The sequence below is a fragment of the Ferruginibacter paludis genome (assembly GCF_030409685.1).
Lineage (GTDB): Bacteria > Bacteroidota > Bacteroidia > Chitinophagales > Chitinophagaceae > Ferruginibacter > Ferruginibacter paludis.
This window is the reverse complement of the sequence record NZ_JAUFQJ010000024.1, coordinates 305489-318771: the sequence shown is the minus strand read 5'-3', so window position 1 is coordinate 318771 and position 13283 is coordinate 305489. Positions and strand designations below refer to the sequence as shown.

The following is a 13283-nucleotide window of genomic DNA, read 5'->3' as shown; positions in this document are numbered from 1 at the left end:
TTGAGTTAATTTATTGAATGGCTGATTTTAAATAGTATCGCTTTCTGAACCAGAACGCCACATTTACCAGTGTGATTAAAGCGGGTACTTCAACCAGCGGGCCGATAACACCCGCAAACGCCTGCCCGCTGTTGATACCAAATACGCCTATCGCTACAGCAATCGCCAGTTCAAAATTGTTGCCTGCGGCTGTGAATGCGATCGAAGCATTGGTGGAATAATCAGCCCCCATTTTTTTGCCAATGAAAAAGCTAATGACAAACATGATGGCAAAATAAATCACCAGCGGAATCGCTATCCTGATAACATCCAGCGGTATCTGAACAATCAGTTCGCCTTTTAAACTAAACATTACAACGATGGTAAACAACAAGGCAATGAGTGTAATGGGAGAAACAAAAGGAATAAATTTATTTTGATACCAGTCAGCTCCTTTTGTTTTTAAAAGAAAATAACGTGTTAGAAAACCGGCTGCGAAAGGAATGCCAAGGTAGATGCCAACGCTTGTTGCAATTTGCCCGATACTGATGTCAACAACAGAGCCGGTAATGCCAAACAACGGTGGCAGAATGGTGATAAAAACATAGGCATAAACGCTGTACAACAGAACCTGAAAAATACTGTTCAGTGCCACCAACCCTGCGGCGTATTCCCTGCTGCCTTCTGCCAGCTCGTTCCATACAATTACCATGGCAATGCAACGTGCAAGCCCGATGAGTATTAGTCCGACCATATATGCAGGATAGCCATGCAAAAAAATAATGGCCAGGAAAAACATTAGTAGGGGGCCAATCACCCAATTCAACAACAAGGAAGCGCCCAATACTTTTGTGTTTTTAAAAACTGCGTGCAGCTGATCATACCTTACTTTGGTAAAGGGCGGGTACATCATCAGTATCAACCCGATGGCCAATGGAATATTGGTAGTGCCGGTGGAAAAGGAATTAATGAATTTGGATGATGACGGAAAGAAATAGCCAATGGCTACACCCGCAGCCATGGCTATAAATATCCAGCCTGTAAGATACCGGTCTAAAAAGCCCAGTTGTTTTCTTTCACTTGCCGGAGCACAATTATTTGAGGGCATATTTTGTGTTGATGATCATTAATTAATTGCAGCAACCCGGCTCGCAACAAGCTGCTTTTTCTGTAACAGGCTTTTCTGCATACACCGTAACACTTGTCAGTCTTGCCCCACCAGTTTTGTATTCGCTGATTTCTTCAGCACTAAAATGATTGCTTAAAATATCATCCGGTATAACGATTGGTTTAGCTTTTTGTAGGGTAATATTTGTAAAACCGGCAGTTTTAATTAAGTCAAGATAAACCTGTTTTTGTATGGCTCCTGAAACACAGCCTGAATACAATTCAGCTACTTCTTTCCATTTAGCAGGCAACCCGCCTTCCAGTACAATATCTGAAATGGAGAAGTGACCGCCGGGTTTCAGTACCCTGAAAATTTCTTTGATCACGGCTTCTTTGTTAGGCACCAGGTTCAACACACAATTGCTCACCACCACATCTGCAATGCCTGATGTAACCGGCATTTTTTCAATATCACCCTGCCGGAACTCTACATTGTGAAAGCCGATTTTTTCAGCGTTTGCTCTTGCCTTATCAATCATGGCAGTTGTAAAATCTATACCGATTACTTTTCCTTTTTCGCCGGTCTGTCTTCTTGCTATAAAGCAATCGTTGCCTGCACCACTACCGAGATCAATTACCGTATCACCTTCTTTTATTTTGGCAAATTCGGTAGGGAGACCACAGCCCAGACCTAAGTCTGCATCAGGGTTGTAGCCTTCCAGCGTGGTATAGTCATCGCTCATTATATTGTACACTTCGGTACTGCAACCACCGGCACCGCAGCAACTGGATTGATTGGTGGCTTTATCCTGTAAGGCGATTTCGCTGTATTTCTGCCTTACCAGTTCTTTTAATTCATTTTCTGTTTGCATATCATTTATTTTTAAAAGTTAACAACATGATTTTTCGTTTTTAATTTTCAGGTTGGTGAACAGCCAGCTGAATTCCTGGTTGAATTTTTCAAACGCTTTCCAGTTGATACAATAGCAGCTGCGTGGACCATCAACGCTTCCATTGATGAGGCCTGCATTTTTTAATTCCTTTAAATGCTGCGAAACGGTAGATTGCGCCAGGGGTAATATCTCAACAATCTCACCGCAAATACACTCGTTGCGTTGGGCCAGCACTTTTAAAATGGCAATGCGGGCAGGATGGGCCAGCGCTTTTGCAAAAGCTGCCAGGTCCTGTTCCCTTTGTGTAAATGCTTCTTTTTTATGAATAGCCATAATTTATTAATCTTATATCGCAAATATACGATTAAATAAATTTAATTTCCAAATAAAAAAATAAAAAGCCTCACTTTGCAGTGAGGCTCTGCGTAGAAAAAATTTATTTTTTATTCTCTTCCATCCAGCAAATTGCCGAGGCCGCCTAAAATGCTGCCTTCTTCTTTTCTGCCACCCATTTGTGGTGCGTACCGTATAATTCTGCCTGCCAGCCTGCTGATAGGTAAGGATTGTAACCATACTTTTCCGGGTCCTGTCATAAGGGCAAAATATAAACCTTCGCCGCCGAACATCCAGTTTTTAATACCGCGGATAAATTCAATATCGAAATCAATTCCCGGCGTGTAGGCCACTGCGCAGCCGGTATCCACTTTTAGTATTTCGCCGGGCGCCAATGTTTTTTCTATTACGTAACCGCCTGCATGTGCAAAGGCCAGTCCATCGCCTTCGAGCTTTTCCATGATAAAACCTTCACCGCCAAAAATACCGGTGCCAAGCCTTTTCTGAAATTCGATACCAATGCTAACGCCTTTTGCTGCGCACAGGAATGCATCTTTCTGTGCGATAATTTTTCCGCCTAATTCCTTGAGGTCAAACACTACAATTTTACCTGTATAAGGTGCAGCAAAACTTACTTTCTTTTTTCCCTGGCCAACATTGGTAAAAGCAGTCATGAATAAACTTTCACCTACAAGTAAACGCTTGCCGGCACTGAATAATTTACCGAGCAAACTATTATCCTGCTGCTGACTGCCATCGCCAAATATCGTTTGCATTTCTATGCCGTTTTCCATCATCATAAATGCACCACTTTCAGCAATAGCGGTTTCGTTCGGGTCCAGTTCAATTTCAACAAACTGTAATTCCTCGCCAAAAATTTTGTAGTCAATTTCGTGATTTGAAATCATATAATTTTTTTATAAAGATACAGAGCTGAATAAATATTGCATGTTTATCATCAGCTTATTTTACCTGCTGTAATTTTTATTTGGCTACACTTGAAGCAGTCAGGGGAACCATACAACGGACGTCTTTATCACAGGTATACATTTCAAGACAATAGCCATTCGGATCAATACCCGGGTATGCAAGCAGGGTTTTAAATGCGTTGCCAATTGCAGCGGTATCGTCACAAAAATCAGCAATAAATTCACTGATATAATTTCCCTTTTTTATGGTGAAAGGTTCAAAGCCTGTTTGCTCAGCTTCATTGTCATACATAGCCTCGGCAGCAGCCTTATAAATAATAGCACCATTTTTACCAGGATATGAAATACCTGCAAATTTTCTTCTATCAGTGTCAGGCAATTCATTGTGTAATATTTTATATGCCTTCAAAACACCCCGCGGGAAGGAATCTGCCTGCTGACACAGTAAGTTGATATCTTCTTCTATAACAAAAATTTCCATTTTAAAATTTTTATGAAAATGATTAATTGCCGCCACTGTTATCGCCCTAACGTCTGCATTGCTTTTTGCCAGCGCCCAATTGCTCAACAATTGCTTCCGGAACGACAATGCCGGCGGCCCGTTTTGCCTGCCTGGAAAAGGGGTGTTCTAAATTTCATTTTGTCGTGGAATTATTAGTGAACTATTAAGCGGTTTTTCCTTCGAAAGTGGCGTAGATTGCCATTGCGTACCCATGCCCTAAATCAAAATTGTCTTTCAACCTTTTACAATTTCGCTAGCTTTTACGCCTTCTTCAGTAAGTCTCTCTATCTCAGCAAGCTGCTTAAAATCCACAGACGGTTTACCTGTTTTTGCTTTGATATTATCAATGTGAGCCTGGAATGACATGAGCTTGAAATTTATAAGCTGAGCGATTTTACTTTGCTGTCGTTTATTTTGTGGTAATTTATATAGGAAACGATTAAAACAGCCAGCACAATCAACGGAAAAAATGTAGCGCCTTTTAAACCGTCCACAGCCCAGTTACTGAAAAAGGCGCTTAAAAAATCAAAAGTAAATCCGGCATAAGCCCACTCTTTAACCCGTGCAGGTACTTGCGGAATAATCAATGCCAATGCACCCAATACTTTAAATACGGTAAGCATCACGCCAAAATAATCTGGGTAACCTAAATGCCGTATGCCTTCTTTTGCCATTTCTGTTTGCGAAGTCAATGCCGGCATTACGCCCTCAAACAGAAAGATTAACGTTGTACTTACCCAGAAAATAATTTTTGCAGATTTCATGTTGTGTTGTTTTTAGATTGAAAATTAATGTGTTTGATGCTTATCGAAATTGAGCAACCAATGGTTGCCGTATTTATCTGTAAGATCACCGAAGACTGAGCCCCAGAATGTATCTTCCAATGGATGGGAAGCCTGTCCTTCTGCGGAAAGTTTTTTATAACAATCTTTTATGGCGGCTTCGCTTTCGCATGCTAACATCAGGGATACCGCATTGCCTTTATGTAAACCCTGCTCGCTTACCATGTCAGAACCCATCAGCAACAACGAACCGTTAGAAAGCTGTGCATGTAAAATATAATCCTTCATATCCGGTGGCATTTTATCCGCCATGGGCGATTCTCCGATTGTTTGTATTTTTAATTCGCCGCCCAGCACATCTTTATAAAAACTCATGGCTTCGCGGCAATTACCACCAAAGGTTAAGTAAGGGTTGATGTTTGACATAGTATTTTATTTACCGTAAAAATTATCCGGCAGCTTTTAAAAGTCAGGTAAAATTTCAGCTGTGCAACCTTTGGTTGTAAGCCAATTTTTAAAATGAAGAGCTTCGAATTGCTGCGTACCATAAACCACTCTTAATATTTTGTCGCCATCTGAAAGGTCGAAATTTGCCTTATAGCCAGTGAAAGTTTGATGGATTTCTTCAATTAGTCTGCTTGCCTTTTCAGGACAATGAATGTTGGTGCTGAAAACCTCTATCATATCTTTGCGTTTAACTCATCTGCAATTTCGCCGCAGGTTACCCTGATCACCAAAGGCTTGCCCGTGCCAGATTTATGAGGGGTGGGGAACGGGTATTTTATCTTTTCGACCTGTAAAACTTTGCATCCGGGAATAACTTTATCAATTTGATTTTGTCTTTTTGATGCTTTTACTTTTTTCTTTCTCCAGGTTTTCTTTCATCCTCGCTTTTACTATTTTTTTTATCAACGCAACCGGAAGCGGCTTGTCGGCAGGAAAGCGGATGGCACCCTTTGAAGTACCAAAAGGCTTCAGGTCTTCTTTAAATTCTTCTACCGTTGTTGAGTTCCAGGGATAAAATCCATAGTGTTCTTTTGCTGCAGCAAACCCAACCAGCATGCCATGGTATTTAAATGAAGGCATTCCATAACTGATCATTTCTTCAGCGTCAGGTGCAACAGCTTTAATGGTCTGGCGCAGCTTTTCAAGACTTGCCTGTGCACTTGCCGGCTGGTTTAAAATGTAATTGTCGATGTTTGTTGCAGCGATTTTCATGATGGCTTTTTATTTATAATAATGAAAAATAGATCCTGAAATTAAATGCTTTCTATATAGTTTTTAAAGTTATCGAGTATGGCCTGCCAGCCTCCCTTTTGCATCTCGGGCGAATTGGTTGTTTCTGCTTCAAAGCTTTCAATCACTTTGCATTTGTCGCCTTCTTTTACAAAATCAACTTTTACAGTTCTGCCGTCTGCAATTCCATATTCAATGGTTTGGTATTGCTGAACATTGGTGTAGACGCCTTCAAAATCAAAACCCATCGATCCATCTTTTGCTTCCATGCGGGTTAAAAATTTACCACCGGTGCGTAGATCGTTAGTAGCCTTTGGCGCATGCCAGTCATCGGAGGCTTGACACCATTTAACGATGTGCTCAGGAGCTGTGAAACATTCCCATGTTTTTTCTATTGGTGCATCAATTGTAGTTTCTACGGTGATGATAATTTTTTCTGCTGTTGTTGAATCGGTCTGTTGCATATTGTGTGATTTTAATTGCCGGCTCCTTTACAAAGCCTGCTGGTGAAAAGAGTGTTTGAATTTTTTACAATACAAAGATGCAATTCTGCAATTTAAAATTCAAGTGTAAAAACGACATTAGAAGGGGTTGATTACGACAAATAAGCTACCTATATTTGTTGCATGAAAAATGTATCCATACTGGTTCCGGAAACCGCCGTTATTGAGGCCGTAGCCGATCCTCATTACATGTTTAAAGCGGTGAATCAGTTTCTGCAGGTGGCCGGTAAAGAACCATTATTTAATGTACAATTGGTCGGACTTTCAAAGGAAATTAAATTAGACAACTGCGTGTTTTCAGTACACACCGATGCATTGCTAAAAGATGTAAAAAAGACCGACCTGATTTTTATTCCGGCGGTAAGTGGTGATATGGAAAAAGCCATTGAATTGAACAAGGGTTTGCTGCCGTGGATTGTGGAGCAATATAACAACGGATCGGAAGTGGCTTCGCTTTGCGTGGGTGCTTTTTTGCTGGCTGCTACCGGTTTGCTGAATGGAAAAAAATGTTCAACCCACTGGAACATGACCAACGATTTCAGAACCATGTTTCCCGAAGTTGAGCTGGTGGATGGCAGCATTATTACAGAGGAGCAGGGCATTTATTCAAGCGGTGGTGCCACCTCTTACTGGAACCTGCTGTTGTACCTGGTTGAAAAATATACCGACCGGAATACAGCGATACTGGCCTCCAAATATTTCGCAATAGATATTGACCGCGACAGCCAGTCATCCTTTATGATGTTCCAGGGACAGAAGGAACATGAAGATGTGGAGATTATAACCACACAGGAATTTATAGAAAATAATTACCAGGAAAAAATTACGGTGGATGAGCTGGCGGACATGGTAGCCGTTGGAAGAAGAAGCTTTGAACGCAGGTTTAAAAAAGCCACGAATAATACAGTGGTAGAATATATTCAGCGGGTGAAGATTGAAGCAGCCAAAAGAAAATTTGAAAGCAGTCTGAAGAACATTAACCAGGTAATGTATGACGTGGGTTATACCGACACCAAGGCCTTCAGAACCGTTTTTAAAAAAATTACCGGGCTTACGCCAATTGAATACCGTAATAAATACAACAAGCCGGCGGTAAATTAAGGCTTGCTTATTCTCTCCATTAAATTAGTTAAAAGGGATTGCAGCGCTTGGATAGTTGCCACATCTGTTATGGTGCCGTCGGGGCTCATTTTATTTTTGATGTTGCCAATACTTATAGAAGATTGTGCATCGAACCTGGTGCCCAATGCGGTAAGGGTTAACAGTAAAGAAGCGAGTGCTTTATCACCACCTGAATAGAGCGGAGAAGCACTGATTGCTGCAATTGGTTTTTCATTGAGCTCACCGGATGATACCAACCAATCCAATGCATTTTTTAATGAGCCGGGTATTCCAAATGCATATTCCGGCGTTGAAAAAATAACGCCATCCGCCTTGCCGATTCGTTTACGAAAATCATTTACAAGTTCATCGCCTGTTTCTATATCCGGACTAAAGTGAGGTAGTTTTTCCAGTCCTGCTACCATCGCAATGTGTACATGCTCCGGGGCCAATGCTGCAATGGCTTTCAGGATATTTATGTTGGTGGATGCTGACTTTAAGCTCCCTGAAATGGCTGCAATATTCATGCTGTTATATTTTGAAATGCGATGTCGACTGCAAATTACTATGAAATAATTTTACTCAATAAAATCTGTGTGTTAAATGCCTGCTTGTTGAACCTTAACAAAAAATCTCAAAAAGCCCGGCCATAATCAACTGCCCAATGGCTGCCGGATAGGAGACGAAAGGCCGGAGTAACCCTGGCGACGGTTGTAAACCCGGCCAGCGGTTAGGGAGGGCTTGCAACGGATAGCAGGAACAACAGCACATGGAAAAATGAATGTTCACGGTCCCAAATTGAATGCATAAAAAATGCCGCCATTCGCAGGCGGCATTTTTGTAAACAACTTCTAATTTATAACCAGCTTCCGTTCCAGGTTTTGCTGGAGGCGGTATCATTTTGTAATCTTCTTTTTCTGCGCCTTACATCCCTGTTGTGCCGGAAGGCAGTGATAATCATCAGCGGCATAAATAAAAATATCAATGGCGGTATGCCCATAAAGCTGATCCATTTACCGCCGAACATATTGCGCATCGGACGTTTTAATCTTTCAGCAATCAGGTACATCGCGGGTACAATTACCAGGGTCATAAAGAAGGCGAATGCCAAACCAAAGATGATCGTCCAGCTCAATGGTTTCCAGAATGCCACGTTATCGCCACCAAAATAAATGTGCGGATTTAATTCGGAAAACAACGTGACAAAGTTAATGTTGAAACCTACTGCAATCGGGATAAAAGCAAGGATGGCTGCGAGGGCGGTTAACAATACCGGGATGATGCGTGTTTTACCGGCTTGTATCACAGCTTCTCTTGTTTTCATGCCACGACCTCTTAACTCATCTGCAAACTCTATTACCAAAATACCATTTTTTACCACGATACCGGCAAGACCTACGATACCCAAACCGGTCATTAAAACAGACACTTCCATACCAGTTATGGCGAAGCCAAGGAGCACACCTATTACACTAAAAATAATTTCGGTAAGAATGATAATCGGTTTGCTGACACTGTTAAATTGTATTACCAGTACCAGTAAAATCAACCCTAATGCATAAGCCAGGGCTCTTGAAAGAAAGGCACCTGTTTCTGCCTGTTGTTCGCCTTCACCGGTTTGTTTAATTGTAACACCGTCTGCTTTTCCTTTAAAGGCATTAATGTAGTTGGTAATAATGGCATTTACAGAAGTGGCATTGTATCCTTTTGTAGTAAGCACATTGCTGCGCAAAGTAATGACACGTTTTTGATTTTTACGTTTGATACTGCCAAAAGTACTGGTGGGTTCTATTTTAACGAGTGCACTGATGGGAATATTTTTTACAGCTCCTCCAACGGCCATGTCGCGGAAAGACACACGCATATTTAAGAGGTTGCTTAAATCCTTTCGCTGCAGTTCATTGTTGCGCAACTGAATTTTATATTCGTCTTTTCCTTCTTTAATTTTTGATATTTCACGGCCAAATAAACCGGTACGGATTGCCTGGCCAATCTGGGCCGAAGACACTCCTTGTATCAATGCACGCTCCCTGTCAACAGTCAATGTTATTTCAGGATTGTTTAAATCAACATCCATTTTCAATTCCTCTACACCGGGCACTTGTATAGAGTCTAAATAATTTTTAAGATTAACAGCTGTCTTTACCAAACCATCAAAATCTTCGCTGGATACTTCAATGTTTATCGGTGGATCGGTAGGCGGACCACTGCTTTCCTGGTCAACACTTATTTCAGCGCCAGGTATGCCTTTCATTTCAGCCCGTATCTCGTCAAGATAGGGTTTGGTTGATTTACCATGTCTTTTTTCGTATTCTACAAATGATACCTGTATACGTCCCAGTTCGCTTCGTGTGCTCCTGTCGCCGCTGGAAGGGTCGCCTGCGCCAATGGCCACGTTGCTGATGACACTCTCAACAATGGGATTTTGTTTGTTGGTTTCGGGATCTACGCCCAACACTTTATTCACTCTTTTTTCGAGCAGATGGGTCACCGAATCGGTATACTCTACACTGGTACCTACGGGCAATTTCAGGTACACAAAAATCTGGTTTGGATCTGCCTTAGGAAAAAAGGCGATTCCTACACGACCGCTTTGTATTGATAATACAAATACAATTACTGAAATTATTAACAACCCGACGGTACCTAATAAAAGATGAACCGGCCGCCAGCCCTTTAATGCCCAGCGTAATAAATTTTCGTAATGCCCCATGATCCATGGTAATGCATGGTTTTGAAAATAATGAATGGCATCTGTAAGAAAATATTTATTTAATACCACCAGCAGCATAAAGAAAATGAGCAGGTTGCCCAGGAAGGTAAACCCCGTAACATCCAGTAAAACACCGGCTGCTACGGCAATCCAAAAAGCAGGTTTTTTAAAGATGGCTGATTTTGGTTCTTTGGCTTCACCTTCGGGGTGGTTCATAAAGTCTACTGCAAAAACTGGATTCATTATAAACGCAACTACCAGTGATGCCGCTAAAGTAAAGATGAGCATGGTTGGTAAATACACCATAAAGCGGCCAATAATTCCAGGCCAGAACAGCAGTGGAAAGAAAGGCGCCAGCGTTGTGAGCGTACCAGCTAATACCGGTATGAAGACCTCGCCTGCAGCCCTTTTGGCTGAGGTATTAATTGTCATTCTTCCTGCGCCCTGTACAAATATGCGGTGGGTATTTTCTATTACAACAATGGCGTCATCCACAATAATACCGAGGCCAAATAATAGCGCAAACAGCACGATAAAGTTGAGTGTAACATGGGTGCCTACGATGAGATCCGCACCTGGTAAAAATACAAATGCCAGGAACATGCTCAATGGTACAGACAATGCCACAAAGAAGGCATTGGTAACACCCATAAAAAACATCAGCACAATCAACACTAAAATAAAACCAATAATGATGGAAGTTACCAGGTCATTAAAGGAGCTTCGGGTTTTAATACTCTGGTCGCCGGTTATCACTGCTTTTAAATCTTCCGGGTATAAAACGCCTTTGGCTTCTGCCACCGCTTTTTTTATGGCGTCACTTGTTTCAATCAGGTTTTCACCACTACGTTTAATGATGTTAAGCGTCACCACATTTTTGCCATCCAGCCGTGCGAAACTTTCCGCATCCTTGGTGGTGTCTTTTATAACAGCGATATCTTTTAAATAAATAGGAGCACCGCCTGTATTGCGTACCAGCACGGCTTCAATATCATACTTGGTTTTAAACTGGCCTTTCAGCTGCAGGTTTCGTTTCATAGAACCCACGTCCAGCAAGCCCCCGGAGATATCCATGTTTTCTCTTGATACAGCATTGGCAATATCATCAAAGGTTACACCAGCGGTTTGCATGCGGTAGTTATCTACGTTAATCTGAAATTCTCTTTCAGGTGCGCCCACAATATCAATGCGGTTTATCTGCGGTACATCTTCCAGTTTATCTTTCAAATCGTCTGCAAATTTTTTCAGCCGGGTCATGTCATAATCGCCACTCATGTTTACATACATAATCGGTACGTCGCTCAGGTTTACTTCCAAAGCCGTAGGCACCTGGGTAAGATCTGTTGGCAAATCCTGCTTGGCCTTATCCATGGCGTCCTTTACTTTTTGCAGCGCCACGTCGGTTTTAACATCTGTATCAAACTCTACAACTATGGCAGAATAATCCTGTTGTGACGTACTGGTAAATTTTTTGATCTTGGCACCGGTAATACCCTTTATCTGTTTTTCAAGGGGCCTTGTAACCAGGTTTTCTATATCCTTTGGCGAGTTACCTACATAAATTGTTTGTACATAAATAGTCGGTATCACAATATCCGGAAACTGTTCTTTCGGTAAAGTAATAAACTGGTAAATTCCCATCAGCGATACAAACAACATTACCAGGTAGATGGTGGTTTTGTTGCCGATACTCCAGGAGGTTGGTTTAAATTCTTTAAACTTGTTTTTAATTTTTTCTATTGAACTCATACAAATTAGTTTTACGCCATATCTCCAAAAAGAGTCGGTGCGATTGTGTTTTATGTGTCTTGTTCCTGATGTTACTTTTATGAATTTGTCTGTCCGGGCTTCAGTATTTCATGTCATCATCGTTGTGTCACGCCCTTGTACAACAAACCATTGTGGAACGCCTTCCAATTGAATGGTGAACTGCCTTTGGCTCCCCTTCAGGGGAAGGAGGAATTATTTCAGCGTCACCAACTGCCCTTCGTACAAACTCCCGAATCCTTCAGTAATCAATACATCGCCGGCTTTTAAACCTGTTTTTACTTCCAGCGAATCGCCATTCAACTGGCCAATATTAACGGTTCTTTTATGCGCAATCATTTTACCATTCTCGGTGGTTGCCACCATTACAAACTTTCCTTTCTCATCGTTCTGCAATGTGTTCAACGGAACAACAATGGTATTGGATGCTCCATAATCCTTGATCTTCATCAGGGCTATCTGGTTTGGTTTAAGTGATGGATCAGCAGGCAGTTTTGCTTCCACAACAAATCCCCTGTTGATGACATCAATAGAAGCGCCTACAAAACTTACATTGGCGTTAATCGTTTTGTTGGCATCCGGAAGCTGAATGATTATAGGACTTCCTTTACTTACAGAGCCAAGATAATTTTCAGGAATATTACCGGTAACTTTCAGCTGGCTGTTGTTTACAATTTTTATAACACCAGACCCGGGGCTGCCAAATGATTCGCCCATCTTTACCGTTACCTGGTCAGCAATGCCATTAACATCACTGTATACCAGGGAGGTGTTGGCTTGTTCCTGCACAGCCTTTACATTTTCTTCACTGGCCTGTAATTGGTTTTCCAAAGTAGCTACATTGTTCTTTGCAGTAATCAATTGCACTTCGGTGCCAATGCCCTGGTCCCATAAATTTTTCTGGCGCTGGTAAATGTTTTTTGCATAGCTCAGTTGCGTTTTAATGCTTTCCAGGCCTTGTCTTGCTGCTACCACGTTTTGCTGCACTACGGCATTATCCAGCTTCAATAACAGCTGGCCTTTTTTTACCTGCTGGCCCTGCTTTACGTAGATAGCCTTTACTTGTCCAGGTGCACCACGTGGCGTAACATAGCTTACATTTTCAGCATCAATTCGTCCCTGCAGTTCAATGTAGTGAGCGAAGTCACTGGCAGCTAAAGTTTGCACTGCTACCAGTTTTGCTTTTTGTTGTGCTGCTGCACTGGTATCAATTTTAGCAAGATCCGTTTCAAGACTCGTAATCTTTGAATCCAGTTTATCTTTTTCGCCTTTTAATTTTTCAAGGGCTGCTTTTTTATCATTCAAATTTGCATTGCTGTCTTTTTTACTATCGCCGCAACTGCACAATAATATCAATGCAGCAGCTGGTATCGCTACAAATTGTTTCATGGTTGTATGGTTCATTATTTTATTCACGTTGTTAGTTTTATTGATCATG

At 41.6% G+C, this 13283-nt stretch carries 16 protein-coding genes; 1 reads left to right on the top strand and 15 read right to left on the bottom strand.

Annotated elements, in window-relative coordinates:
- Positions 1–10 precede the first annotated feature (10 nt).
- The 12 genes from arsB to QWZ08_RS25750 form a co-directional block, all read right to left on the bottom strand.
- Positions 11–1087 carry an ACR3 family arsenite efflux transporter gene (gene arsB, locus QWZ08_RS25800; RefSeq protein WP_290340588.1) on the bottom strand — a complete coding sequence of 359 codons (1077 nt, stop codon included), beginning with the start codon at positions 1085–1087 and terminating at the stop codon, positions 11–13.
- Between the two features lie 22 nt (positions 1088–1109).
- Positions 1110–1958, bottom strand: a complete 849-nt coding sequence (locus tag QWZ08_RS25795; protein WP_290340587.1) for an arsenite methyltransferase — start codon at positions 1956–1958, stop codon at positions 1110–1112.
- 18 nt (positions 1959–1976) lie between these two features.
- Positions 1977–2312: an ArsR/SmtB family transcription factor gene (locus QWZ08_RS25790; RefSeq protein WP_290340586.1), complete on the bottom strand. Its 336-nt coding sequence runs from the start codon at positions 2310–2312 to the stop codon at positions 1977–1979.
- A gap of 110 nt (positions 2313–2422) precedes the next feature.
- Positions 2423–3220, bottom strand: coding sequence for a TIGR00266 family protein (locus tag QWZ08_RS25785; protein WP_435387625.1), 798 nt, complete (start codon positions 3218–3220; stop codon positions 2423–2425).
- A gap of 76 nt (positions 3221–3296) precedes the next feature.
- Positions 3297–3722, bottom strand: a complete 426-nt coding sequence (locus tag QWZ08_RS25780; protein WP_290340585.1) for a hypothetical protein — start codon at positions 3720–3722, stop codon at positions 3297–3299.
- Between the two features lie 184 nt (positions 3723–3906).
- Positions 3907–3981 carry a hypothetical protein gene (locus QWZ08_RS28290; protein ID WP_353960515.1) on the bottom strand — a complete coding sequence of 25 codons (75 nt, stop codon included), beginning with the start codon at positions 3979–3981 and terminating at the stop codon, positions 3907–3909.
- A complete protein-coding gene (locus QWZ08_RS25775; protein WP_290340584.1) occupies positions 3978–4109 on the bottom strand; it encodes a DUF4287 domain-containing protein in 132 nt (43 codons plus the stop codon). Before QWZ08_RS25775 ends, QWZ08_RS28290 begins: the two co-directional genes overlap by 4 nt.
- Before the next feature lie 11 nt (positions 4110–4120).
- Entirely contained in the window at positions 4121–4507 is a 387-nt protein-coding gene (locus QWZ08_RS25770; protein ID WP_290340583.1) for a DoxX family protein, read from the bottom strand.
- 24 nt (positions 4508–4531) lie between these two features.
- A complete protein-coding gene (locus QWZ08_RS25765; protein ID WP_290340582.1) occupies positions 4532–4951 on the bottom strand; it encodes a VOC family protein in 420 nt (139 codons plus the stop codon).
- A 36-nt stretch (positions 4952–4987) separates the two neighbouring features.
- Entirely contained in the window at positions 4988–5209 is a 222-nt protein-coding gene (locus QWZ08_RS25760; RefSeq protein WP_290340581.1) for a hypothetical protein, read from the bottom strand.
- Positions 5210–5350: 141 nt separating this feature from the next.
- The gene (locus QWZ08_RS25755; RefSeq protein WP_290340580.1) at positions 5351–5743 is read right to left on the bottom strand and encodes an iron chaperone; all 393 of its coding nucleotides are present in this window, start codon (positions 5741–5743) and stop codon (positions 5351–5353) included.
- A gap of 41 nt (positions 5744–5784) precedes the next feature.
- Positions 5785–6225 (bottom strand): SRPBCC family protein, encoded by a 441-nt coding sequence (locus QWZ08_RS25750; protein WP_290340579.1) that lies wholly within the window; start codon positions 6223–6225, stop codon positions 5785–5787.
- A gap of 162 nt (positions 6226–6387) precedes the next feature.
- Here QWZ08_RS25750 and QWZ08_RS25745 point away from each other — a divergent pair, with 162 nt between their 5' ends.
- Entirely contained in the window at positions 6388–7365 is a 978-nt protein-coding gene (locus tag QWZ08_RS25745; protein ID WP_290340578.1) for a GlxA family transcriptional regulator, read from the top strand.
- Here the strand turns inward: QWZ08_RS25745 and QWZ08_RS25740 are convergent.
- The 3 genes from QWZ08_RS25740 to QWZ08_RS25730 form a co-directional block, all read right to left on the bottom strand.
- Positions 7362–7892 carry an NADPH-dependent FMN reductase gene (locus tag QWZ08_RS25740; RefSeq protein WP_290340577.1) on the bottom strand — a complete coding sequence of 177 codons (531 nt, stop codon included), beginning with the start codon at positions 7890–7892 and terminating at the stop codon, positions 7362–7364. The two genes, QWZ08_RS25745 and QWZ08_RS25740, sit on opposite strands and share 4 nt — an antisense overlap.
- 329 nt (positions 7893–8221) lie before the next feature.
- Positions 8222–11827: an efflux RND transporter permease subunit gene (locus QWZ08_RS25735; RefSeq protein ID WP_290340576.1), complete on the bottom strand. Its 3606-nt coding sequence runs from the start codon at positions 11825–11827 to the stop codon at positions 8222–8224.
- 213 nt (positions 11828–12040) lie between these two features.
- Positions 12041–13282, bottom strand: coding sequence for an efflux RND transporter periplasmic adaptor subunit (locus tag QWZ08_RS25730; RefSeq protein ID WP_290340575.1), 1242 nt, complete (start codon positions 13280–13282; stop codon positions 12041–12043).
- Position 13283: the final 1 nt, after the last annotated feature.

Bases quoted from the DNA above. Each gene is read 5' to 3' on its own strand.
- QWZ08_RS25760 (WP_290340581.1), bottom strand. From the start codon at position 5,209: ATGATAGAGGTTTTCAGCACCAACATTCATTGTCCTGAAAAGGCAAGC.
- QWZ08_RS25795 (WP_290340587.1), bottom strand. From the start codon at position 1,958: ATGCAAACAGAAAATGAATTAAAAGAACTGGTAAGGCAGAAATACAGC.
- QWZ08_RS25735 (WP_290340576.1), bottom strand. From the start codon at position 11,827: ATGAGTTCAATAGAAAAAATTAAAAACAAGTTTAAAGAATTTAAACCA.
- arsB (WP_290340588.1), bottom strand. From the start codon at position 1,087: ATGCCCTCAAATAATTGTGCTCCGGCAAGTGAAAGAAAACAACTGGGC.
- QWZ08_RS25750 (WP_290340579.1), bottom strand. From the start codon at position 6,225: ATGCAACAGACCGATTCAACAACAGCAGAAAAAATTATCATCACCGTA.
- QWZ08_RS25775 (WP_290340584.1), bottom strand. From the start codon at position 4,109: ATGTCATTCCAGGCTCACATTGATAATATCAAAGCAAAAACAGGTAAA.
- QWZ08_RS25730 (WP_290340575.1), bottom strand. From the start codon at position 13,282: ATGATCAATAAAACTAACAACGTGAATAAAATAATGAACCATACAACC.
- QWZ08_RS25785 (WP_435387625.1), bottom strand. From the start codon at position 3,220: ATGATTTCAAATCACGAAATTGACTACAAAATTTTTGGCGAGGAATTA.
- QWZ08_RS25745 (WP_290340578.1), top strand. From the start codon at position 6,388: ATGAAAAATGTATCCATACTGGTTCCGGAAACCGCCGTTATTGAGGCC.
- QWZ08_RS25755 (WP_290340580.1), bottom strand. From the start codon at position 5,743: ATGAAAATCGCTGCAACAAACATCGACAATTACATTTTAAACCAGCCG.
- QWZ08_RS25790 (WP_290340586.1), bottom strand. From the start codon at position 2,312: ATGGCTATTCATAAAAAAGAAGCATTTACACAAAGGGAACAGGACCTG.
- QWZ08_RS25740 (WP_290340577.1), bottom strand. From the start codon at position 7,892: ATGAATATTGCAGCCATTTCAGGGAGCTTAAAGTCAGCATCCACCAAC.
- QWZ08_RS25770 (WP_290340583.1), bottom strand. From the start codon at position 4,507: ATGAAATCTGCAAAAATTATTTTCTGGGTAAGTACAACGTTAATCTTT.
- QWZ08_RS25780 (WP_290340585.1), bottom strand. From the start codon at position 3,722: ATGGAAATTTTTGTTATAGAAGAAGATATCAACTTACTGTGTCAGCAG.
- QWZ08_RS25765 (WP_290340582.1), bottom strand. From the start codon at position 4,951: ATGTCAAACATCAACCCTTACTTAACCTTTGGTGGTAATTGCCGCGAA.